The following is a 21,456-nucleotide window of genomic DNA, read 5'->3' on the forward strand; positions in this document are numbered from 1 at the left end:
TTTCCCACGCCAATCTTCAGGAGACTTTCATCGTGAAAAAGGACCGAAACCTGCTTTTCGGCATGCTGGCCGTATCCATGAAGAAGGTCCGTCCCGATAAACTTGCGGAATTGGCCCGCCAGACCCAGTCCGGCGAGGAAGGAGACCTGGGCCAGAGCCTGGTGGACGCCGGACTCATTTCGCGCGCGGACAAAGAGCAATTGGACAGTCTGGTGGAGATGTCCCTGAAGGAACACGACGGGGACGCCTCGGCGACCATTCAGGATTTCGGGAAGAATCCAGAGAAGATAACCACCATGGTGGACTCGCTGGACGACTTTCTGGACGCTTTTGATCGCAATGCGGCGAAGCAGGCCGGCGCCAGCCGGGGCGAAACGCCCCCCGATTCCCTTCTGGGCGACGTGGCGACCGACGGCTCGGCGACCGCGAACCTCCCCGTAGAGTTGGACTCCCTGCTCGAACCGGGCGATGTGGCCCGGACCCGTATCACCCACTCCGGCAACACCGGTGACCGGGGCAGTGTGGGCGATATCGCCCGGGGCGACGCGCCCGACTCCTTTTTTGAGTCCCTGGGCAGCCCGGCGACCCAGATTATGTCTCCCGTTCAGGCGGCGGCGGAGTTGGACGAGTCCCAGATTGTGCCCGCCGTCGCGGAACATCGGGGCCGCTATGAAACCATCCGCGAATTCGCCAAGGGCGGCATGGGCCAGATTACACTGGTGCACGACACCCATCTGGGGCGCGATGTGGCGCTGAAGCAGTTGCTCCAGCGCAATATCCTCCCCGAGACCCGGCCGGGCGCGCCCACCACAGCGATTTTGACCATCCCTATCATCGCGCGCTTCCTGCAGGAAGCCCGAATCACCGGCCAGTTGGAGCATCCGTCGATCATTCCGGTCTACGAGCTCGGCTATCGCGCCGACGGCAGCCTCTATTACACCATGAAGCTGATCCGCGGCCAGTCCATGCACGATTTCCTGAAGGATGCCAAGGATATCCGGGATCGCATGACCTTGCTCCCCCACTTCCTGAACCTGTGCCAGGCCATCAGCTACGCCCACAGCCGGGGCGTGATCCATCGCGACCTGAAGCCCATGAACATCATGATCGGCGAGTTCGGTGAAACCGTGCTCATCGACTGGGGCATTGCCAAGGTCAAGGGCGAAGACGACATCCACGCGAAAGGCATGCAAGAAACCTTCCACGCCATGCGCGTGAGCAGCACGGAAGCCACGGCCAAGACCATGTACGGCCAGACCATCGGCTCACCCTATTTCATGCCCGCCGAACAGGCCATGGGCCGCACCGACCTCATCGACGAGCGCTCCGACATCTACTCCCTCGGGGCGGTGCTCTACGTGATCCTCACGGGCCAGATGCCCTACGCGGGCAACAACGTTCGCGAGTTCATGGGCAAAGTCGGCCAGATGGAGCCGCGCCCCGTGCGCGAACTCGAGCCCATGGCGCCGCCGGAACTTGCCGCCGTGGTAAAGAGGGCCATGGCGCTGGTGCCGGAGAACCGATATCAGTCCGCCAAGGAACTGACCTCGGAAATTGAAAAGTTCATTTCGGGTGGCCAGGTCAGCGCCTACGACTACAGCATGGTGGAAATTGCCAAACGCTATTACAAGAAGCACAAGACGAGGATCAATACGCTCGCGGGTGCGGCCGTGGTGCTGCTTGCGTTGGGCGTCTGGTCATATTTCAGCATTCGGGCCCAGAAGAACATTGCGCAGGCGAACGAAATTGAAGCCAAGAGACAAGAAGGCATTGCAAAGGAAAACGAAGCAGAGGCCGTCAAACAGACTGAAATAGCCGTATCCGAAAAGGAACGGGCCCAGCAACAGCTCTACTACGCCAACATCGCCAACACGAAGTTCAACATCAACGAACAGCAGATGGCCAAGGCCCGCGAGCTTCTGGCAAGCTGCGAGCCCGCCAGCCTCCGTCAGTGGGAATGGGGCCACCTCCAGGCCGAAACCCACGCCGACCTCATGACCCTGAACCGTGGCGGGCGCTTTACCGCCTTTACCGCCGACGGAGCGGGGCTGCTCACCGCCACGCCGCGCGGCACGTTGTCCCTCCATGACGTGGCCACGGGCGAAATACTCCATGAGTTCGTGAATCGCGCGGGGAACGGTACCGCCGTGGCCGCCAGCGCCGATGTCTCCCGCATCGCCATCCGCGGCGACAAGGCCGTCCAAGTTTGGGACGTGAACTCAAGAGAGGAAATCCTCCGCTACGACGAAGTTCGGGAAACGTCGGACCGTCATCACCTGGCCCTTTCCGCCAATGGCAAATACGTGGCCGCGCTGAACGCAACCGACTCCAACCGGGCCTTCACCGCCCGCGTGTGGGATGTGGACAACAAGGCGGTCGTGCTGGAAGTGGAAGGATGTCAACTCGCCGGGTTCAGCACCTTCTTCAGCCCCGACGGTTCGCTGCTCTTCATAGCGCGGCACTTTATGACCGAAGATCTGAAGCGAGAGCGCCTCTTCGAGGTCTACAGCATCCCCTCGGGCGAAGTGGAGGGCACCTACAAAATCCCCGCCGAGAGCGCGGTCTCCTACCACACGGGCGCCTTCAGTCCGGACAATTCGATCCTGGCCCTGGGCACGGAAGATCAACTGGAACTGTGGGACCCAGCGTCTCTCAAGTCGCCAAAGAGCACCTATTCGGATCTGCGCTTCTACTCGCCCGATCTGATCACCTTCAGCCCCGATGGCAAGTACCTGGCGGGCTGCACCAACGACGGACATCTGGTCGTGGTCGAGGCCGCAACGGCCAAGGAATACCGGCTGGAAAAAGCGCACGAAGATATCATCCGCAGCGTCCGCTTCAGCCCCGATGGCAAACGACTGGCCAGTGTCTCGGATGATCGTACCCTGCGCCTTTGGTCCGTGCCCGAACTGCGGCCCATCCGCACCTTCCGCGGCCATGACAATTCAATCTACACCCTGGGCTTCAGCGCGGACGGTCTCCGCCTGGCCACTTCTTCGCCCCAGGACAGCATCGCGAAGATCTGGGACCTTAGCGCCGACCTGGAATTTGCCCCGTCGGAAATTCCCGCGTTCGCCACCGTAACCTACCACGCTGGCACGGGGCTGGTAGCGGGCAGTGGTCAGACCGAAATCTTCGTGTGGGACGCGCGCACCGGACACCGACGCCACTCCCTGGCCGCCCACGGCGACCCCGCAAAAGCCATCGAATTCAACACCGCCGGTACGCTCCTCGCCTCCGCCGGTAGAGAGGGTGATGGCGATACCCTCCGCGTGTGGGATCTGGCAACGGGCGAATTGAAGTATACCGTGCCGACGGCCCAGACCAAGAGCGACGCCATCTGGTTTACGGCGGGCGATACGCAGATGCTGCTGAAGTCCGGCACGACCCTGGCGCGGGTGGACCTCGCTTCGGGGACCACCACGCCGCTCTTCGCCGAGGGTTCGCCTCTGGCGGGAAAAGCCTTCCAGATTGTGGAGGTGAACAACGCTGGCACACACCTCGCGGCAACGTTCAAGGCTGAGGCCGGGAACACGCAGACGGCCGTCTACGCGGCCCTCACGGGAGATGACGCGCCGGTGACCCTGGACATTCCGGACACGATTGGCGCGCGAGCCTTTTTCACCCCCACGGAGGGCGAGTTGCTTATCAGTCAGGTCGATCCGAAATCTGAGGGGGAAGGCGGTGGGCCCGGAATCGGATCGAGCAGCCTCAGCCGCTGGAAAGTCTCCGACAATTCCCGCACCGAACCGGTGCGCGCCCATGCCGACCGCGTCAACGCGCTCGCCTTTTCGCCGAGTGGCTCTCAGTTTGCCACAGCAAGCCAGGACGGGACCGCCGTCGTGTGGAAAAGTAGTGATCTGACTCCGTCGGCCACGCTTCGGGGACACTCGGGCGCCGTGCAGGCGGTCGCCTTCAGCCCGGACGGCAACCGCGTTGTAACCGGGGGTTTTGACAGGACCTTCAAAATCTTTGACGTGACCACCGGTGTGCAGATATTGACCCTGAACAATGCGGGCGTAACGGCGAACATCCAGGTGGGCCAGCCCCAGCAGATCGCCTTCAGCGCCGACGGACTGCAACTGGCCACCATCACGAAACCGCCGGTCTCCCCCATGATTTTGCACGCATTCTCCACGAACATGGCGGACTACCCGACCGTCGAGGGGAAAACGACTGACGCGGAGTCGAATTCCGCCGCAACCGACGCCAAGTTGGATTCGGCGCTGAGTTCAACCGACATCACGATTCGCACGGCTGCGGAAAGCGCGATAGAGACCGCGCAACTCGAAAAACAAATGGAAGCCTATAAGCGCCAATACTGGCGCAAGTAGTGGCCTCACGGGGCCGCATGGACACAGCCGGGGCGTGCGCCGCGGCGCAAGGAGGATTACCCCATGATTAAGGATCGAATGGTACGCGTGAAGCTCAAGAAGAGCTTCCACGAGCAGCGCCCCCTGTCGTATGTGGGCAAGGTTACCGCGTTCAACGACTACTGGGTCGCCATGGAGGCCACGGGCATCATGGTGGCGCGCAACCAGCCAAACAATATCCAGATCGACAAGCACAGGAACGCGGCGATCATCCCGCGCGACAACATTGAATCCATCATAATCCTGCCCGACAATTTCGACGTGAAGAATATTAAAATCACGACCGAGGGGCAGCAGATGCAGATGGTGGTGCCTGGCGCCGCGAACGTGTACATTGGCGAGATGGGCGAAGGCTGAGCCTTCGGGCCCGGCAGACCGGAGGATTGTTACCCCATGAAGCGAATCTTGAATCAACCGATCGCCCGCGTCGCATGCGCTTTGCTGGTGACCCTGTACCTCGGCGGCTGCGGGGAGTCCGTGATGGAGGAAGTCACGGAGACCGCAATCGAGGCCGGCATGCCCGATGGCTCCAATGTGGAAATTAACAAGGACGGGGGCAATATCAAGATTGATACCCCCGATGGTTCGGTAAACATGCAGACGGGTGAGTCGGTGGCCCTGCCGGCGAACTTCCCCCCGGACCTGCCCGTGCCGGAAGGCATCACCTGGCAGATGGTCCAGTCCTCGCAGGCGGACGGAAAGGACATGCTCATTGTCCAGGGCTCCGTCCCGTCACCTCTGGACACCGTGGCCTCCTCGGTGCGGGCGAAACTGGCGGAACAGAGCTGGGAAACCGTGAGTACCTTCAGTGAGGCGGGCAAGATGGAGATGCTCTCCTTCAAGAAGGGTGAACGCGTGTTGAGCGTGTCCATCTCGACGGACGGCGATGCGACCCAGGTGTTGTATTCCGTGCAGTAGGGTTTGATTTTGATAACGCCGCCCCGTGGCTGTCACGGGGCGGCTTTTTTGTTTATGGGTCTTATGGGTCTTATGGGTCTTATGGGACTTATGGGACTTATGGGACTTATCGGTTCTATGGGTCCTTTGGGTCCTATGGGTCCTATGGGTCCTTTGGGTGTTATTGTCCCTGATCGGCTGTGCCCATTCGTTATAGAGGAAACCCCTGGCGGGCTTGGGGTATTACACCTCGATAGCCTCGGTGTCGGCGGCGCGCATCCGCCCGTCGGCAACCTTGCCGAGCCTGACATAGAGGCCGAGGCCATGTGTATATACCAGAAAGTACTGCGGCGTATGCGGTGGCAGAATATGCATGGGCCGGGTATGAGCAGTTCAGAATAACCTTTTTAGAAAGTAAGTGAATACCATGTTAGCCGTACAGAAAGACACCCGAAGATTCACTCGTATCGCCTTTAGCCTGCCGGTCCGGTTCCACGATGGAACGGGAACGTTGAGTGAGGCGACCGTAACCAACGTGAGCTATGGCGGGCTTACCATGACGCTGGGCCGCTATCTCAAGCCCCAGACCGTCGTACGTATCCCCGTGTCCCTGGGCGACCGGCAGATCTCCTTTCCCGCCACGGTGGCGTGGTGCCTGCCCGATCCAAGCAGCGAGACGTTTCGCGCGGGTCTCCACGCCGATCACGGCGGGAAGCACACGATGGCCATCCTGTCGAGCTGGGTGCTTGACGCCTTCAAGGAAGACGCCGGAGATTTCGAATAGGGTCGGCCTTGCGCAGCCCGGATAACAAACGCCCGGCCGCCTCGCAGTGAGGCGACCGGGCGATTTCTTTGAACACAGGCGTGGCGCGGTTCAGGCGCTACCGGCAACGGGATTGGTGCTTAACTGGGCGATCTCGCCGCCGGACTCGAAGTCCCACAGGACCACACTGCCCGTCCAGGTGCCGCCGACGACCTTCTTGTTCTGGCCAAAACAGGCGGCGTAGACCCAGTCGCCGGGCCCGGCGAAGGATTTCTGCTCTTTGCCGTCCTGCGACCAGACTTTGGTGGTCTGGTCGGCGCCGGCGGTAATGATCAGGCCATCGGCGTTGATGTCCACATAGAGCGCGGCCTTGGAATGGGCCGCGAAGCTGCGGATGCGGGTGTATTTCCACGTGTCCCAGAGCTGCACCGTGCCATCGTCGCCTACGGAGGCCATGATCGCGGAATCGGCGGTGTAGGCCAGGGCGTTGATCCCGCCTTCATGGCCGCGGAGCTGTTCCACTTCGCGCCCGTTGGCCGCCTGCCACACGTACATGCCGCCCGCCCGATCCGCGGTCGTAAGAATCTCGCCATCGGGCGTGAACTTCACGGCCTGGATCCAGTCGTTGTGCTTCTCCATGGCGAAGAGCTCTTCGCGCGTTTCGGTGGAATAGACGCGCACCTTCTTATTCGGGCCGCCCAGCGCAATCATCCGGTGATCCGGGCTGATGTCCGCCGCGAGCACGGTGTCGTAGTACTCGCCGTAGGTGCCGACGCGTTCGCCGGTCTTAATGTTCCACAGCACGGCGATGCCCGTGTCACCCTCTTGACCACCGGCGGCGAGCAGCATCTCGCCGTTGACGCTGAAAGTCAGGGTAAAAACGTCACCTTCCGGGAAGGGCAGCGCGCCCAGCAAGGCGTTGGTGTCGGTCTGGTAGAGAAGGACCTGGCGATCACCCCCCACCGCCATCAGGGGCGAGCGGGGGCTCGTGTCCACGGCCCGGGCCACCACACCGCGACCAGGCAGGGCATGGGGCGCGGCCAGGGCCACTTCGGGCATGGGCGGAGGGCCGTCGAAACTCGCGGCCACGAAGGCCTCGCCCGCCGCCTTGGCTTCTTCTTTCTTCGCCATGCGCTTGGCCGTGCCGTCGGCGGGTGCGCCATCGGCAATCCACTTGCGCAGCACTTCGATCTGCTCGGGGGTAAGGGGATCGCCGGAAGGCGGCATGATCGGCTCTTCGGACTGCATGACCAGGTTGATCAGGCGGCTGGCGCCGGGATCTCCCGCCGTCAAGATGGGGCCGGAACTACCGCCAGCCATGGTGGTGGCGTGGGATGCGAGGTTGAGCCCGCCCTTGGAGGTATCGGCGTTGTGGCATTTGAAACAGCGGGCTTCCAGAATGGGTTTGACGTGCTCCGCGTAGCTCGTCACGGGGGAGGTGTCCTCCGCGGGCGCGGCGGCCATCATGGCCTCGCCTTCGGCCGGTGCCGGGGCGGGCGCGGGGGCTGCGGCCATGGCCTCGGTCGGCGCGGCGGCGGGGTCCATATTGAACTTATCGGCCAGGGCCTTGGCCTGCACCAGAATGGCGTTGACGCGCGACTCCAGATCGGCCGCCTGGGCGGTGAGCGCTTCGGATTTCTTGCGCAGTTCGGCGGCTTCCTGGTCCTGCTGGGCCGAGGTGGCCTTCATGGCCTGAATGTAGTTGGCCAGGGCGGCGGGATCCTGCGCGAGCAGTTGATCCAGCACGGCGTCAATGGACGGGGCCGCTTCCTGGGCGCGGGCGGCGGGTACGGAAACCAGGGACAGCGCGGCGCAAAGCACCAGGCGGAGCCCCAGGTTTAGTCGCGTGATTTTCATCGGTACATCCTGTTCATTACATCGTTCAAGGTCGAAGATTCCTGAAAGAATTCAGCGTCAGCCCGCCGGGGCCGCTTCCGGCGCCGGGGCGGGCGCCGCTTCCGCCGCGGGTGCGGGCGCGGCCTCCGCAGGGGCCGGGGCCATCGCCTGGGCCAGGGTGCCGATGAATTTCTCAATGGTCTCGACGCGCGTCTTCACGGCGGCGGATTGGGCTTCGAGCTCCGCCGCACGGGCCGTAGCGGCTTCCGCCTCAGCCTTCAGCGCGCCGATCTGGGCCTTGAGCTGCTCCACATGGGCAATCAACTGGTCCGGCCCGATTTTGGCCAGATCGGCGAGGACCGTTTCCACGCTGGGCGCGGGCGGCGCCGCGGCTTCGGGAGCCGGAGCCGCTTCCGGCGCGGGTGCGGGCGCCGGCGCGGCGGCGTCTTCCGCCATCACGGGCAGGACCATCAGGCCGAGGCCGAGGGCCGCAATCGCGATATATCGTGTCTTCATTGCGTGTACTCCTTAAAATCAGTCGGGACATTTCCCAACAAGCATCAACCTGATTCAGGCTCAGTTACGGTCACCCAAGCTCTTCGGAATTCGAAGATTCATGGGTTTCGGTCGGCCCTAGTGATTAAAGATAAATTCCTTCGAGTTCAACATGCTCCAGAACACGTCTTCCAGGGCTTCGCGCTTGTTCTCGGCATTGCCCACGTAGGTATTCAGCGTGGCCTTTTCCTCTTCCGTGGGGGTGCGGGATACCGCCGCCATGTAGAGCTTGTCGATAATCTGGTCCGGGGGCGTTTCCGCCGCCAGCAGAGAATCCAGCAAGCCGCCCTGACCCTTGATGGCGCTGTTGATGGTATCGCCATTGATCAGGTGAAGGGACTGGGCCAGATTGGGTTCGCCGCGACGCTCGCAGGTGCACACGGTCTCGCGCAGCGGCCGGCCGAATACTTCGAGGAAGTACACGCCGCTGTTGCCGCCGGCAACCTGGACGGCGCGGGCGCCCTTGGGCAGATTGGCGAACTTCACATCATTTCCGGTGACCTTTACGATGGCGTCCAGCATCTGCTCGGAAGTCAAACGGCGCACCTGCGCGTGGGAGAAATTCCGGGCGTCATTGTTTTCCGGCTCACGGGGCTGGGTGGACATCTGGTAGGTGTAGGAGTTGCAGATGTCGCGCACCAACTGGCGGAGATCGTACTTGTAGGCGATCATCTTTGTGCCGAGCTCTTCCAGGAGCTTCGGGTTCGTCGGCGGGTTGGTCACGCGCACGTCGTCCGGTGGATCGATGATGCCCGCGCCGAGGAAATGGGCCCACACGCGGTTTGCGAGATTCTTGGCGAACCAGGGATTCTCGGGCGAGGTGATCCACTCGGCCAGCACGGCGCGTCGGTCGCGACCGGCGATGTCGGGCACGGCGCCGCCGAGGAACTTGGGCGCCATGTTCTGCTTCGTGTTCAGGTGCTGCACTTCGCCGCCGCCCCGGTTGAAGATGATGGATTCCCGGGGATCGCTGGAAGCCTTCCGGCCCACCTGCGCGAAGAAGGCGGAGAAGGAATAGTAGTCGTCCATGGTCCACCGTTCGAAGGGGTGGTTATGGCACTGGGCGCACTTGAGCTGGATGCCCAGGAAGACCTGGGAAACGTTTTCCGCGATTACGAGGGGATCCTGCTCGATGACGTAGAAATTGGCGGCGGGATTGGTGAAATTACCGCCTTCGGCGCTGAGCAGTTCGCGGACGAGCTCGTCCATTGGCGTGTTCGACATGATGGCCTGGCGCAGCCAGTCGTTGTAGCGGTGCATGCCTTTCCGGTCGAGCACGTTGGGGATCTCGGCTACCCGCAACACTTCGGCCCACTTCATGGCCCAGAGCTCTGAGAATTCAGGGCGTTCCAGCAGGGTATCGATCAACTTTGCCCGTTTCGCGGGGTCGGCATCGGCGAGGAACGCCTGGGTCTCGTCCAGCGTGGGAATCGTACCGAGGATATCGACATAGGCCCGACGCACAAAGACTTCATCGCTGCAAAGTTCCGCCGGGGGAATGCGGAGCTTCTTGAGCTTATCAAAGACGAAGGTGTCCACGTAGTTGTGCTCGGCCACGTCGGGCCAGTTCACCGTGGCGCCCTGATCGACCACGATGGCCTTGGACACGACGGCGAAGGTGCCGTAGCGCGCCATGACGTAGACCTCGCCCTTGTTTCCGGCCGTGGAGAGACCGGCGGGATTCACCGCGAGGGTGAGTTCGTCGCTGGAGCTGATGACGGCGGAATCCGTGACGTCGCGGGTGGAGCCGTCGTTGTAGTCGGCCATGACCACGAAGCGCTGATTGGATCCGGCGCCTTCGAGCACGGCCTCACTGGGGTAGATTTGGATGTTGGCCAGCTTTGGCAGTTCCTGGGGATCGGGCAGAGTGCCTTCTTTGATCCACTGGAGCATGGGCTCGTAAAGGCCGTCGCCCGGCTTGATGGCCGTGCCGCCTTCATGATCCACCGCGCCCATGGGCTTGAGGAGCATGAGGCTTTCTTCAGGCAGCGCGGCGTTGATACGGCGGCTGCTCTGGGCGCGGGTCAGGCTGATGTAATCGTATTGGGGATCGAAGCCGAAAAGGCTCAGGCGGAATCCGTTCTTGCCGGAGGCGCTGCCGTGGCAGCCGCCGGAGTTGCAGCCGGCGCGCATGAGCGCCGGCATGACATCGTTTCCGAAGGTGGTCGCGGGAACAAGCGCGGCATTCTTGACCTTTACCGGCACCTGCACGCTCTGGTCACCGTGGGTCACGGTGATGGTCGTCTCGCCATCGCCGAGGGCCCGCAGCTTGAGGTTTTCACCCCAGGCCGCGATATTCTCCGCGCCGAAGGTGACCTGAATCTGGGGGGTCACGTCCAGAGTCACGCCGTCGGGCCGTGTCACCACGGCAACAAGTCGCTCGAAATCGTGGGCGTTGTCCAGCGAAACCTGGCTGGGATACACCGCCAACTGCTGGGCCGCCGCCGCCAGGGGCATCGCGAAGGCCGCGCCGCACCAGAGGATCCAATTCTTGCGCATCATATCCATTCGATTCCTGTCTGATTTTTCACTACCGTACTGAATTTCATGACCGCGTGCTTCGCCGATCACGTGGCCGGGAAGCGCGTCTTTCGCACGGGGGCGGCCGGTGCGCCTTCAACGGGCGGGGGTGGCGGCGGTGCGGCGGCCTGGAGTGTGGCGGGCAGTGGCTCATAGACCTTCAGGGCTCCGGCCCCGCCGCGGTGAATCACTTCACCCGCGCCGTTGTTGATGATGGTATCCACCAGAAGCCCTTCAAATTTTCCGACGGGCGCTTCGGGGGTAACGTTGATGGTGAACTTGAGTTCGGTCGTGTCTTTGGTAAAGGGCAGCGGATCCACCGTGATGCCGTTGGGCAGGCCAAGAATCTGCGCCTGGAAGGTGCCCTCGTAGGGCACTTTCTGCTCGACGGTCACAATCATCTCCACGGGCTTGCCTTTTTCCGTCTCCACGGAGGCTACGTTGAAGTTCACCCAGGGGTCCTGCACTTCCACGGGCGCGGGCGCCGTGCACAACTCGTATCCGCCACCGACGGCCGCCACGAAGAGTTCGTGGACCTGGATCGCCGTGCCGGGGCGCACTTCAAGCCGGATCTGGGTCTCGGTCTGGTCCGGAGCAATCTGGGCGGTGCCGCCGCCCATGCCGCCGGGCAGCCAGGGGAAGCGCAGGTCGATGGGACCATTGAATCCCTCGGCCCGCGTGGCCTTGACCGTGAGCATGCGGTAGGTGTTGATAACGGTGGGGACCGGCGGCGGAACCAGCTCCACGCTGAAGGGGGCGGGCTCGCTCACCGCGACGGCGAGTTTGTCCACCATGCGACCAAAGAAGGTCGTGTCGTTGTTGCCCTGAATCAAGCGCACTTCCTGCTCCAGTCCGCCATTGAGGGTACTGCCCTCCTGCTGGAGCGTTCCGCGCACATCCACGAGGGAACCGGCGGTCGCCGCTTCGGGGGTGGCGTGTAGAATGATGGGGAGCAGCGATTGGCCCGCGGGAATGACGGGCGTGCTGGCGGTGACGCCCTCGGGCAGCCCGAGCAACTCCACCTTGATGGGGCCGTCGAAGTCCTGCCGGGACACGTTGGCCAGGAGATAGGCGTGGTTGTTTTTCGGGACAACGGAGCTGACCGGTCGATTTTCCAGGAGACTCAAGGTCAGCGCGGGCTCCACGGCGGTGGCTTCGATCCGATAGGAGAAGGTGTCGCCGCCACGGTTCAAGTGATCGCGCACGGAGACCAGATAGGCGCCATCGGCGGGCAGGGTAACGCGCACCTTGCTGTCCACGGCGGCCGCGTCATCATCCGCGGCGAGGGTGCCCCCGTCGGGGTTGTGTACCACGAGGACACTGTCCAGGGGAGAGCCCAGGGCGCGCGCCCAGGTGCGTACGTCCAGCACTTGACCGGCCTTGCCGTCGAACTTGAAGAAGTCCACATCGCCTTCGGCGCCGATGACGCCGTCAAAAGCCCCGGCGGCTGTGCCGGGGGTGGCCTCGGCCACGGCGTTGTTCGGCTCGACTTCCACCACCCCCGGGAGGGTGGTCGCCCTGAAGGGCAGGCTGGTGGGGGCGATGCCGGCCTCCGTCATGGCGGCAAGCTGGATCACGCCATGGGTGTTTTCAGGCACTTTGACGGTCTGGGGCGCCGTTCCCGAATCACCCAGCCAGGTAAGCTGCACTTCGGAGCCGGGCGCGCCGCCCAGCGGGGAAACGGCGAGGGGCCGGGGAAATTGGCCTATGTGGAGCCGGTAATAGAAATTGCCGCCGCCGCCGTAGGCCGCTTCGCTCACCACGATCTGGTGTTTGCCGGTCTCGGTCGAGGTATAGACGAAACCCGCATCCTGCTTGAAGAGCTGGGTATCGTCCGCCGATACCCGTTCGTGGCCCTCGGGTCCGAAGAGGCGCAGCTTGGGATCAAACAACGTATCGCCGAGGCGGAGGGCCTCGACTTCCACGGCGATGCGATCACCGGGGTTGAGCGTTACGGCGAAGTAATCCACGTCTTCCGAGGTAACCACGCCATTGATGGTGGTGCCCATGGCGATATCGGCGGACTCTTCCGGCTTGTTGTTCGGCTCGGCCTCCTGAATTTCCTTCAGGGCGCCGACGCTGATCACCTTGAGAATGGACACGCCGGTTTTCGTGCGGACCCGGATTCCGTGGGAACCCACGGGGCAATCGGGCGCGACGCGCAGCACGGCTTTGGCGGCTTTGCCATCTTCCTGGGGCGTTATGGACACCATCTCGATACCCGTGTCGTGAAACAGGATATCGACGGCGTCCGCCAGGCTGTCGCCGACGAGCGTCACCTCCGTTTCCGCGCCGCGGGGAATACCGCGCGGCATGATGGTGACGAGATTGGGCGCGATGGCGCCCGCCACGAAACTGAACAGGATACTGCCCAGAATCGCGAGGATATGGAATTGATGCTTGCGCATATCAGTACTTCCGATCGGCACGGGCCGTTACTTCCTCAGACGATATTCTGGATGACGCTGCCGCCCCGGATAATATCGATGGGGCGGTTGCCGGCGCTCATGAGGCGCTCGCTGGGATCGATGCCGAGCTGGGTGTATATGGTGGCGCCGAGATCATTGGGCGTCACAATGTTGTCGGTGGGCTCGGTGCCCTGGGCATTGGTGGCGCCGTGGATAATGCCGCCCTTGATGCCGCCGCCGGCGAGGGCCACGCTGAAGGCCTTTGGCCAGTGATCGCGGCCGCCGTCCTTGTTCAACTTGGCCGTGCGGCCGAATTCCGTGGCCAGAATGACCATCGTGGACTGGAGCAGGCCGCGGCGATCAAGATCCCGAATAAGGGTGGAAAGTCCCTGGTCGATGGAGGGGAACTGACCTTCCATGGCCCGCTTGATCCCGATGTGCATGTCCCATCCGCCGTCGCTGACGGTGATGAAACGCGCGCCGCCCTCGACGAGACGGCGGGCCAGCAACAGGCGCTGGCCGAAAGCGTGGCGACCGTATTCATCGCGGATCTCCGCCGGTTCGGCATCGATATTGAAAGCCTCGCGGGCATCCTGGGAACTGATGAGGGAGTAGGCGCGCTGGTAGTAGGAGTTCATGGCCTCCAGGGCGTCGCTCTTTTCGAGGGCGTTGAAGTGGCTGTCCACGGACGCCAGCAGGCTCTTGCGCTTTTCCATGCGCTCGGGGGTCACGCCCTCGGGCAGATTCAGGTCGCGCACTTTGAAGCCGTTGGTGGCCGGTTCGCCGCCCACGGAAAAGGCGCCATAGGCCGAGCTCAGGTAACCCGTGCCGTAGTAGGGAATGTCCGCCATGGGGATACTGACATAGGGGGGGATGTTGTTTCTGGAGCCCAGCTTGTGGGAGATGACGGAGCCAAAGCTGGGGTACTGGATGGCGGGGCTGGGGCGGTAGCCCGTGAGCATGTTGTGCTGGCCGCGCTCGTGGGCCGCTTCGCCATGGCTCATGGAACGAATGACGGTCATCTTGTCCGCCACCTGCGCCAGGCGCTGGAGCTGGCCGCCAAAGTACTCGCCGGTATTCGTTTGAACCGATCCCAGCTCGCCCCGATATTCGATGGGGGCGTAGGGTTTGGGATCAAAAGTATCGATATGGGTCATGCCGCCCGACAGGAAGATGAAGATGGCGGATTGGGCTTTGGGCACGATACCCGCCGCGGCTTCCTGGGCCTGAAGCTGGAAATAGTCGCCCAGAGTAAGCCCCAGTCCACCCAGGACGCCCACCTTCAGGAAGGCACGGCGGCTCGGACCAGCGCAGGGTTGGGTGACGGGTGTTTCACTGCTTGTCCGGAGAATGTTGGGGGAAAACTGCTTAATCATGAAAGTATCATCCTCATAAAAACCGTTGGGGGTAGGACACTTAACTCACATTTGATCCGAAACGGAACGTTCCAAACATCCGGACCTTGACATGCCATCCACAGTCCGCAGACTTCCCGATTGCGGGCCCGATCAACATCGAACCAAGCCTGCGCGCACTTAAAGTACGACGGGCGTTGCACTTGCAACACCTACACCACGCCTGTGTCTGGGTTATAGTCTCGCCATATCGTATGTTTATCCCCGCAACAGGCAAAAAGTTTCCTGCGGGAGAAAAAAATGATGGGTGGATTCCCGGGTCCCCCGACTCGGCGCGGAAATCCCACTGGAGGTTAAAGCAGTTCCCGAATCGCGTCCAGGAGCTCTTCGCACCGGAATGGCTTGCGAAAGGTGCGACTTGCGCCCAGCTTGAGGGCTGCGGGCAGAAAATCGGTGCCGATGGTCCGGGACCCTCCGGATACCGCGATGATCTTGGGGGGATCTTTCTCCTTGCGAAAGGCCATGAGGGTTTCCAGGCCCTCTTTTCCGGGCATGAGGAGGTCCAGAATGATCAGATCCACTTTGATGGATCGCGTAACTTGTAGCGCGGCCTCTCCCTCTTCCGCTTCAGAGACCAGATAGCCATTCTGTTGCAACTTGGCAGTGAGCATGGCCCGGACTTGGGGCTCGTCGTCAACAACGAGTATATGACTCATTCCTCGATCCAATCTCTCAATATTTTGTGCCCCGGGAACAGCGGCGCGAATTCAATCGCCCACCCCCAAGTCGCATTGCCCATCGTAGTGAGTATACCATGAATTCTGTTCCATTCGAAAAATTTCCGGTCCCGAATCCGGGGACCTACGTGCCAAACTCAGAACCAGGCGGTCCATTGCCGGATATGGAGGGCTTCCACGACCCCCGGCGTGGCCAGCGCGGCGGCAAAACCGGTGGGCACTTCGAGGGGATAGAGGCGCCAGGGTGTCCGGGCCCATTCGGGCAGATCGATCTGGATCACCTCCGCCTTTCCCGGGGCCACGACCACGGAGAACTTGTCCAGCGGCGTGGCCAGCCCGGTGCCCCACGCTTTGAGGAGCGCCTCTTTGCTGGACCAGCACTGGTAAAAGGCGGGACATTGCTGTGCTTCGGGGAGGGCCATTAATTGCGCCCGCTCGGCTTCCGAGAAAAAGCGTCGGGCGATAGGCAGTAGATCGCGGGACTCCTTAACGGCTTCAAGATCGACCCCAACGGTGTCGAAGCCCGCGACGGCGCAGAGCGCCCTTGAGGCGCTGTGCGACAGATTGAACGCGAAGGGTGTCGCCGCCGCGCAGGGGGCCAGGGCCGGTTTCCCCTGGGTGCAGTAAGTAAATTCAATGGACTCGGGCGCCTGAGAAAGATAGCGCCCCAGCAATAAGCGCAGCCGCGCACGGCCGACGATGAAGCGTTCGCGGTGGATCTCGCGAATGAGGCGTGCGGCACGCTTCTGTTCCTCCCGGTTCAGCAGCGCACGGTAGCGGTCCATGTCCTCCGCCGGGGCATCCAGGTCGAAGTGCCAGAGGTGTACCTCGCCGGGGCCCGGGCGCGTCAGTGTACTGCGGTCCTGGTACTCACTCACGATGGGCAACCTCGGAAACCGCACGCTCTGTCAGGGTCTGGAGGGCATCGGAGTCGTGAAAGCCGAAGGTGCGGCTGAGGACGCGCCCGCGCGGGTCCAATATCACGAATGCCGGCACGGCCGCAACGTCGTAGCGCTGGCCGACCCAGGGGAACTGGTCGATATCGACCTTCACTGGAACAAGGCTTTCCAGGGCAGATGCGAGATTGGGGTCTCCGAAGCTGTCCCGCTCTACTCGCCGACAGATGTTGCACCAGGCGGCTGTGACATAAAGAAAGACGGGCTTCTCCTCACGGCGTGCGGCTTCGAGCGCGAGCGGCAGGGAGTCTCGCCAGGGGATGGGTGGACCCGGCTCGGGACGGCATGCCGTCGCGAGGACCAGCATGGCGAGGGCCGCCATGGTGTTGCGGTGGTGGTGTCCCATAAACCGCGTGTTTTCCTGCCCGTGGGGCTGATGCGGGTGCATTACAGAAAGGCCCGCCCCCCGGACTGGGGAGCGGACCTCGGATTTCTACGCTACATTGCGGGGCCGGTCATCCCGTGTAGGGATTGGCCGTAAACGGCGAGGTGCCGTAGATACGGCCCATGTAGTCCGCAAAAAGAAGAGTAATGAAAATGACCAGCCACAGGAAGCCGGCACTCGCGAAGATGCGCGTCAGGTTGGTGCCGTATTTCACGTGCATGAAGAACATGACGATCAGGGACACCTTCGTGAAGGCGATCATGAGGGCGATGATCAGGTTCGCGAGGGGATTGATGTGCATGTAGTATGCGGCAATCGTCAGGAACATGAAGGCCATCAGGGCGATAAGGACCTGCGAGTAGGTGCGCGGCGTTACGATGTGGTGTTGGGACATGCTCTTAATACTTTCCTTGGTGGTTCAAGCCGGCGATCAGGTGACGAGATAGAACATGGGGAACAGGAAAACCCAGACGATATCGACAAAGTGCCAGTACAAGCCGAAGAAGAGGATCGGCATGTAGCGCTTGGGACCGAACTTGTTCATCTTCGCCATGACCATGAGTACGGCGAGGATGCCGAAGCCGATGATCATGTGGAAGGCGTGCATTCCGGTCATGACGTAATAGAGGAAGAAGAACAACTCCGAGTGGCCCTGTTCCGGGAAGGAAGCCAAGGTCGGGTAGTGATGAGGATCGGGATGCCAGAGCGAGCCCGGGAAGACCCCGTACGCGATCTTGGGACCCCACTCAAACTGGAGCTTGATGGCCACGAAGGCGAGACCGAGCACCATGGTGGCGCCGAGGCACCGGAAGAGCCACTTGCTGTTGCCCACCTGGCAATAGTACACGCCCATGGCCATGGTGAAACTGCTCAGGAGCAGGATGATGGTATTGATCGCGCCGATACCCCAGCTCAACTGGGCGCTTCCATTCACGAAGGCGTCGAAGTACATGTACCGATAGACGGAGTAGGCCATGAAGAGCCCGCCGAAGAACATGACTTCCTGGGCCAGGAAGAGCCACATGCCCAGCGTGCAGGATTCTTCCTGCTGCTCGATGGTCTCAAAATGGTGCGCCAAATACGGATTGTGTTCGGCGTTCGCGTGTGCACTAGACACTGAGCGTTTCCTCCCCGGTGTAGGCGTAGGCGCCCTTGGTTACGACCGGCGTTTCATGAAAGTTATGGGCATCCGGCGGCGAGGTGCATACCTCCCACTCCAATCCGCGGGCGCCCCAGGGATTGCTTCCGGCGTCCTTGCCGTAGAGCAGGGACCAGCCGAAATAGAATACAGGAATTACGAAGCCGAGGCCGAGGACGCTGGCGCCGGCGGTCGAGAGTACGTTGAGCACTTGGAAGTCCGGGTGGTAGGAGTGGTAGCGACGGGGCATGCCCAGCCAGCCGACCAGGAACTGGGGGAAGAAGGTGCAGTTGAAACCGACGAAGACCAGGATCGCGCAGAGGCTCGCAATGGTCTGGGGATACATCTTGCCGGTAATCTTCGGCCAGTAGAAGTGCAGGCCGGACAGGTAGGCCATGGTCATGCCGCCCACCATCACGTAGTGGAAGTGGGCAACCACGAAGTAGGTGTCGTGCAGGGGCACGTCCATGCCGGTGGAGCCGAGGAAGAGTCCGGTGCCGCCGCCGATGGCGAAGAGGCCGATGAAGCCGATGGCGTAGATCATGGGGGTCGCCCAGACGACGTTGCCCTTGTAGAGGGTCGCCGTCCAGTTGAAGATCTTGATGGCCGACGGCACGGCGACCAGCATGGTCAGAAGGGAGAAGACCAGGTTGGAGTACATGGCCTGGCCGCTGACGTACATGTGGTGACCCCAGACGAGGAAACCGATGATGGCGATGGCCACGCTGGAGAAGGCGATGAACTCATAGCCAAACACGCGGTTGCGGGAGAAGCAGGCGATGATTTCGCTGATGACGCCCATGCCGGGGAGGATCATGATATACACGGCCGGATGGGAGTAGAACCAGAACATGTGCTGGAAGAGCACCGGGTCGCCGCCGAGGGCCGGATCGAAGATACCGACGCCCCAGATGCGCTCGACGCCCGCCAGGAAGACGGTGATGGCGAGGACCGGCGTGCCGAGAATCTGAATCACGCTGGTCGCGTAGTGGGCCCAGATGAAAAGGGGCAGACGGAACCAGGTGAGTCCGGGCGCGCGCATCTTGTGAATGGTCACGATGAAGTTCAGACCGGTGAGAATCGAGGAGAAACCGGTGATGAAAACCAGCATGGCCGCGAGGAACACATGGGTGTTCGCGTAGGACGTACTGAGGGGGGTGTAGAAGGTCCAGCCCGTGTCCAGACCGCCGAGCACGATGATGATCACGCCCAGTGTTCCGCCGCACATGAAGATGTACCAGCTTGCCAGGTTCAGCTTCGGAAAGGCCACGTCTTTCGCGCCTATCTGAAGCGGAATCAAGAAGTTGCCCAACACCGCCGGAATGGACGGAATCAGGAAGAAGAAGATCATCACCACCCCATGGAGCGTGAAGAACTTGTTGTAGGTGTCGGCCTGGAGAAAATCCCCTTCCGGTGTGAGGAGCTCGATGCGGAAAATGGTCGCAAAGGCGCCGCCGACCAGGAAGAAGATACTGATGGAAATCAGATACATGATACCGATGCGCTTGTGGTCCACGGAGAGGAGCCATGAAGCGACGGTCTGCTTCCAGTTAAGGTAGTTTATTTCCGGGCGCGAATGATCCCGTGGGGGGATTTCCGCGCCATCAACCACGATGTGTTCCATGTTGGCCATTCCGTTACTGTTGTTCGTCGCTTAGGGACTTGATATACGCAATAAGGTTAAGAATGTCTTCGTCGTTCAGGTTCGGGAAGCTCGGCATGAGGGGCGCGAAGCCGTCCACAACCTTCTTCGACGGGGACATAATGGATTCACGCAGGTACTCTTCGTCGGCGATCTGAGTTTCTCCGCCGCGGAGCTTGACCTCGTGTCCGTAGACGTTGGTCAGGAGCGGGCCCCGGCTGGCTGCGCCGGCGTCGTGGCAGGTAATGCAGCCCATCTGCTGGAACAGCGTTTCCCCGGCCTGAACCGGGGTAACCGGCGGGCCGCCCTGGAGCCATTCCTGGTAATCATCCTGCGACATGACCGTGACGGTTCCGCCCATGAGGGAGTGCTCGGTGCCGCAGTACTCGGCGCAGAAGATGGGGAAGGTGCCGATCTTGGTGGCTTCAAACCACATATCCGTGTACTTCGCGGGGAGGGCGTCCTGCTTCACGCGGAATGCGGGGATGTAGAAGTCGTGAAGCACGTCCTGGGAAGTCATGGTGATCTTCACCGGCTTGCCGACCGGAACGTGGAGTTCGTTGACCTCGCGACGCCCGTTGGAGTGCTGGATTTTCCACATCCACTGCTTGCCCATGACGTTGATGTCGAGGGTGTTCTCGGGAATGTTTCGATAGTCGAAATAGAGGATGGCGCCCCAGGCGAAGATCACGAGGGCGAGCACGGCGGGGATGGCGCTCCAGAGGAGCTCCAGCTTCATGTTCTCCACGTGCTCCGACTTGCGACCCGGTTCAGCCTTGAACTTGATGCCCAGGAGGATCAGTACGGCCGTGACACCCACGGTGAAAATACTCACGAAGGCGGCCAGCGAGTAGAACAAGAGGTCTACATTGGGAGCGAAGGTCGATGCTTGCTCTGGTATTATGGAAAAATTCATGGCTAACCTGTTATCACCCTAACGGTTTTTGGGTTTCTGACACTTTATACGCTACCAGACAACCCCGCGGGGGTCGGCGTCTGGGCATCTAATCCCATGCTGAGTTTCCGGGCACGGCCCGCGCGAACATAGTTCACCACCCAGAAGGCCACGAGGGCGGCGACGGTGGCCATTCCTCCGAGGCGCACGGCGCTCATGATCATGAGCCCGTAGGTACCATGGGTGGGGTCGTAGTAGTAGCAGAGCAGCGAGGGCTGCTTCAGGTACTGTCCGATGGTCTCCACGCCGGCGATTTCCAGGGCGGTCCGCAGATTCTGCGGGATATATTCGATGCCGAGATAGTAGCTGGAAACTTTCCCCTTCGGGGTCAGGATCATGATGCCGCTATCGTGGGCGTATTGTTTCGTCGTCTCGTCGTAGTAATAGCGGAAGCCCACGGTCTCCGCCAGCGTTTCGATCTGCTCTTTGTCGCCGGTGAGGAAGCGCCAGTGTTCCGGCGCATTCTCCTGCTGGAGCATATCGAGATAGTTCGTCTTCTTCTCCGTCGCCAGGTCGCCCCGCTCGTTGGGGTCGATGCTTACCGTAATGACCTTGTAGTCTCTTCCGAGCTGAAAATCCTCGGGCTGACCGTCTATGCCGGATACCATTCCGTTGAGCACTAGCGTGCACAGCATCGGGCAACCGTAGTAAACCAGCGACAGTACCACGGGCTCGCCGCCGAAGAGATCGCCCAGTCGGACTGGCTGATCCTTCTCGTCGCGGAACATGAGGTCCATGGGGACCTGCATTCCGAGGTTCTGCTGTATCTTGATGTCCTCGAAGCGGCCTGCGGGGTTGGGCCCCCGAAATCCGATGGGATCGAGTTCGTAATCCTTTACTTCCCCCTTTGCGGCTTCCTGGGCCGACGCGCCCGCACCGGTTCCCAGGGCGATGGCGAGGGCCATCAGGCTCCGCATGGCCACGCGCCGCAAGGCG

Annotated in this window: 17 protein-coding genes; 4 read left to right on the forward strand and 13 right to left on the reverse strand. The window is 61.7% G+C overall.

The genetic code is table 11. The annotated features are described in order from the left end of the window. The first annotated feature begins 32 nt into the window (after positions 1–32). From JNK74_12170 to JNK74_12185, 4 genes are all read left to right on the forward strand, one after another. Positions 33–4,334, forward strand: coding sequence for a protein kinase (locus tag JNK74_12170; GenBank protein MBL7646934.1), 4,302 nt, complete (start codon positions 33–35; stop codon positions 4,332–4,334). Between the two features lie 63 nt (positions 4,335–4,397). Further along, entirely contained in the window at positions 4,398–4,730 is a 333-nt protein-coding gene (locus JNK74_12175) for a hypothetical protein (protein MBL7646935.1), read from the forward strand. A gap of 36 nt (positions 4,731–4,766) precedes the next feature. Next, entirely contained in the window at positions 4,767–5,291 is a 525-nt protein-coding gene (locus JNK74_12180; GenBank protein MBL7646936.1) for a hypothetical protein, read from the forward strand. Between the two features lie 406 nt (positions 5,292–5,697). Further along, positions 5,698–6,054, forward strand: coding sequence for a PilZ domain-containing protein (locus tag JNK74_12185; protein ID MBL7646937.1), 357 nt, complete (start codon positions 5,698–5,700; stop codon positions 6,052–6,054). Positions 6,055–6,144: 90 nt separating this feature from the next. Here the strand turns inward: JNK74_12185 and JNK74_12190 are convergent, their stop codons facing one another. The 13 genes from JNK74_12190 to JNK74_12250 all read right to left on the reverse strand — a co-directional run bounded on the left by JNK74_12190 (position 6,145) and on the right by JNK74_12250 (position 21,437). Next, the gene (locus JNK74_12190) at positions 6,145–7,890 is read right to left on the reverse strand and encodes a hypothetical protein (protein ID MBL7646938.1); all 1,746 of its coding nucleotides are present in this window, start codon (positions 7,888–7,890) and stop codon (positions 6,145–6,147) included. A gap of 57 nt (positions 7,891–7,947) precedes the next feature. Beyond that, a complete protein-coding gene (locus tag JNK74_12195; GenBank protein MBL7646939.1) occupies positions 7,948–8,385 on the reverse strand; it encodes a hypothetical protein in 438 nt (145 codons plus the stop codon). Positions 8,386–8,502: 117 nt separating this feature from the next. Beyond that, the gene (locus tag JNK74_12200; protein MBL7646940.1) at positions 8,503–10,923 is read right to left on the reverse strand and encodes a DUF1549 domain-containing protein; all 2,421 of its coding nucleotides are present in this window, start codon (positions 10,921–10,923) and stop codon (positions 8,503–8,505) included. Positions 10,924–10,991: 68 nt separating this feature from the next. Then, a complete protein-coding gene (locus JNK74_12205; GenBank protein MBL7646941.1) occupies positions 10,992–13,352 on the reverse strand; it encodes a pre-peptidase C-terminal domain-containing protein in 2,361 nt (786 codons plus the stop codon). 35 nt (positions 13,353–13,387) lie between these two features. Continuing rightward, positions 13,388–14,728 carry a DUF1501 domain-containing protein gene (locus tag JNK74_12210; protein ID MBL7646942.1) on the reverse strand — a complete coding sequence of 447 codons (1,341 nt, stop codon included), beginning with the start codon at positions 14,726–14,728 and terminating at the stop codon, positions 13,388–13,390. Positions 14,729–15,060: 332 nt separating this feature from the next. Further along, positions 15,061–15,423 carry a response regulator gene (locus JNK74_12215; GenBank protein MBL7646943.1) on the reverse strand — a complete coding sequence of 121 codons (363 nt, stop codon included), beginning with the start codon at positions 15,421–15,423 and terminating at the stop codon, positions 15,061–15,063. A gap of 158 nt (positions 15,424–15,581) precedes the next feature. Continuing rightward, the gene (locus JNK74_12220) at positions 15,582–16,322 is read right to left on the reverse strand and encodes a 4'-phosphopantetheinyl transferase superfamily protein (GenBank protein ID MBL7646944.1); all 741 of its coding nucleotides are present in this window, start codon (positions 16,320–16,322) and stop codon (positions 15,582–15,584) included. After that, positions 16,315–16,746: a DUF255 domain-containing protein gene (locus JNK74_12225; protein MBL7646945.1), complete on the reverse strand. Its 432-nt coding sequence runs from the start codon at positions 16,744–16,746 to the stop codon at positions 16,315–16,317. Before JNK74_12225 ends, JNK74_12220 begins: the two co-directional genes overlap by 8 nt. A gap of 109 nt (positions 16,747–16,855) precedes the next feature. Next, the gene (locus JNK74_12230; protein ID MBL7646946.1) at positions 16,856–17,179 is read right to left on the reverse strand and encodes a cytochrome C oxidase subunit IV family protein; all 324 of its coding nucleotides are present in this window, start codon (positions 17,177–17,179) and stop codon (positions 16,856–16,858) included. Between the two features lie 36 nt (positions 17,180–17,215). Continuing rightward, a complete protein-coding gene (locus JNK74_12235; GenBank protein MBL7646947.1) occupies positions 17,216–17,902 on the reverse strand; it encodes a cytochrome c oxidase subunit 3 in 687 nt (228 codons plus the stop codon). Continuing rightward, a complete protein-coding gene (locus tag JNK74_12240) occupies positions 17,895–19,547 on the reverse strand; it encodes a cbb3-type cytochrome c oxidase subunit I (GenBank protein MBL7646948.1) in 1,653 nt (550 codons plus the stop codon). The genes JNK74_12235 and JNK74_12240 overlap by 8 nt, the downstream gene beginning before the upstream one ends. A gap of 13 nt (positions 19,548–19,560) precedes the next feature. Further along, on the reverse strand, positions 19,561–20,481 hold the full coding sequence (gene coxB / locus JNK74_12245) for a cytochrome c oxidase subunit II (GenBank protein MBL7646949.1): 921 nt from the start codon (positions 20,479–20,481) through the stop codon (positions 19,561–19,563). A gap of 44 nt (positions 20,482–20,525) precedes the next feature. Next, complete coding sequence (locus JNK74_12250) at positions 20,526–21,437, reverse strand: SCO family protein (protein ID MBL7646950.1); 912 nt, start codon at positions 21,435–21,437, stop codon at positions 20,526–20,528. Positions 21,438–21,456 lie beyond the last annotated feature (19 nt).

This window comes from Candidatus Hydrogenedentota bacterium (assembly GCA_016791475.1).
Taxonomy (GTDB): domain Bacteria; phylum Hydrogenedentota; class Hydrogenedentia; order Hydrogenedentales; family JAEUWI01; genus JAEUWI01.

Bases quoted from the DNA above. Each gene is read 5' to 3' on its own strand.
- JNK74_12185 (MBL7646937.1), top strand. From the start codon at position 5,698: ATGTTAGCCGTACAGAAAGACACCCGAAGATTCACTCGTATCGCCTTT.
- JNK74_12190 (MBL7646938.1), bottom strand. From the start codon at position 7,890: ATGAAAATCACGCGACTAAACCTGGGGCTCCGCCTGGTGCTTTGCGCC.
- JNK74_12210 (MBL7646942.1), bottom strand. From the start codon at position 14,728: ATGATTAAGCAGTTTTCCCCCAACATTCTCCGGACAAGCAGTGAAACA.
- JNK74_12200 (MBL7646940.1), bottom strand. From the start codon at position 10,923: ATGCGCAAGAATTGGATCCTCTGGTGCGGCGCGGCCTTCGCGATGCCC.
- JNK74_12230 (MBL7646946.1), bottom strand. From the start codon at position 17,179: ATGTCCCAACACCACATCGTAACGCCGCGCACCTACTCGCAGGTCCTT.
- coxB (MBL7646949.1), bottom strand. From the start codon at position 20,481: ATGAATTTTTCCATAATACCAGAGCAAGCATCGACCTTCGCTCCCAAT.
- JNK74_12180 (MBL7646936.1), top strand. From the start codon at position 4,767: ATGAAGCGAATCTTGAATCAACCGATCGCCCGCGTCGCATGCGCTTTG.
- JNK74_12250 (MBL7646950.1), bottom strand. From the start codon at position 21,437: ATGCGGAGCCTGATGGCCCTCGCCATCGCCCTGGGAACCGGTGCGGGC.
- JNK74_12215 (MBL7646943.1), bottom strand. From the start codon at position 15,423: ATGAGTCATATACTCGTTGTTGACGACGAGCCCCAAGTCCGGGCCATG.
- JNK74_12195 (MBL7646939.1), bottom strand. From the start codon at position 8,385: ATGAAGACACGATATATCGCGATTGCGGCCCTCGGCCTCGGCCTGATG.
- JNK74_12175 (MBL7646935.1), top strand. From the start codon at position 4,398: ATGATTAAGGATCGAATGGTACGCGTGAAGCTCAAGAAGAGCTTCCAC.
- JNK74_12205 (MBL7646941.1), bottom strand. From the start codon at position 13,352: ATGCGCAAGCATCAATTCCATATCCTCGCGATTCTGGGCAGTATCCTG.
- JNK74_12225 (MBL7646945.1), bottom strand. From the start codon at position 16,746: ATGGGACACCACCACCGCAACACCATGGCGGCCCTCGCCATGCTGGTC.
- JNK74_12240 (MBL7646948.1), bottom strand. From the start codon at position 19,547: ATGGAACACATCGTGGTTGATGGCGCGGAAATCCCCCCACGGGATCAT.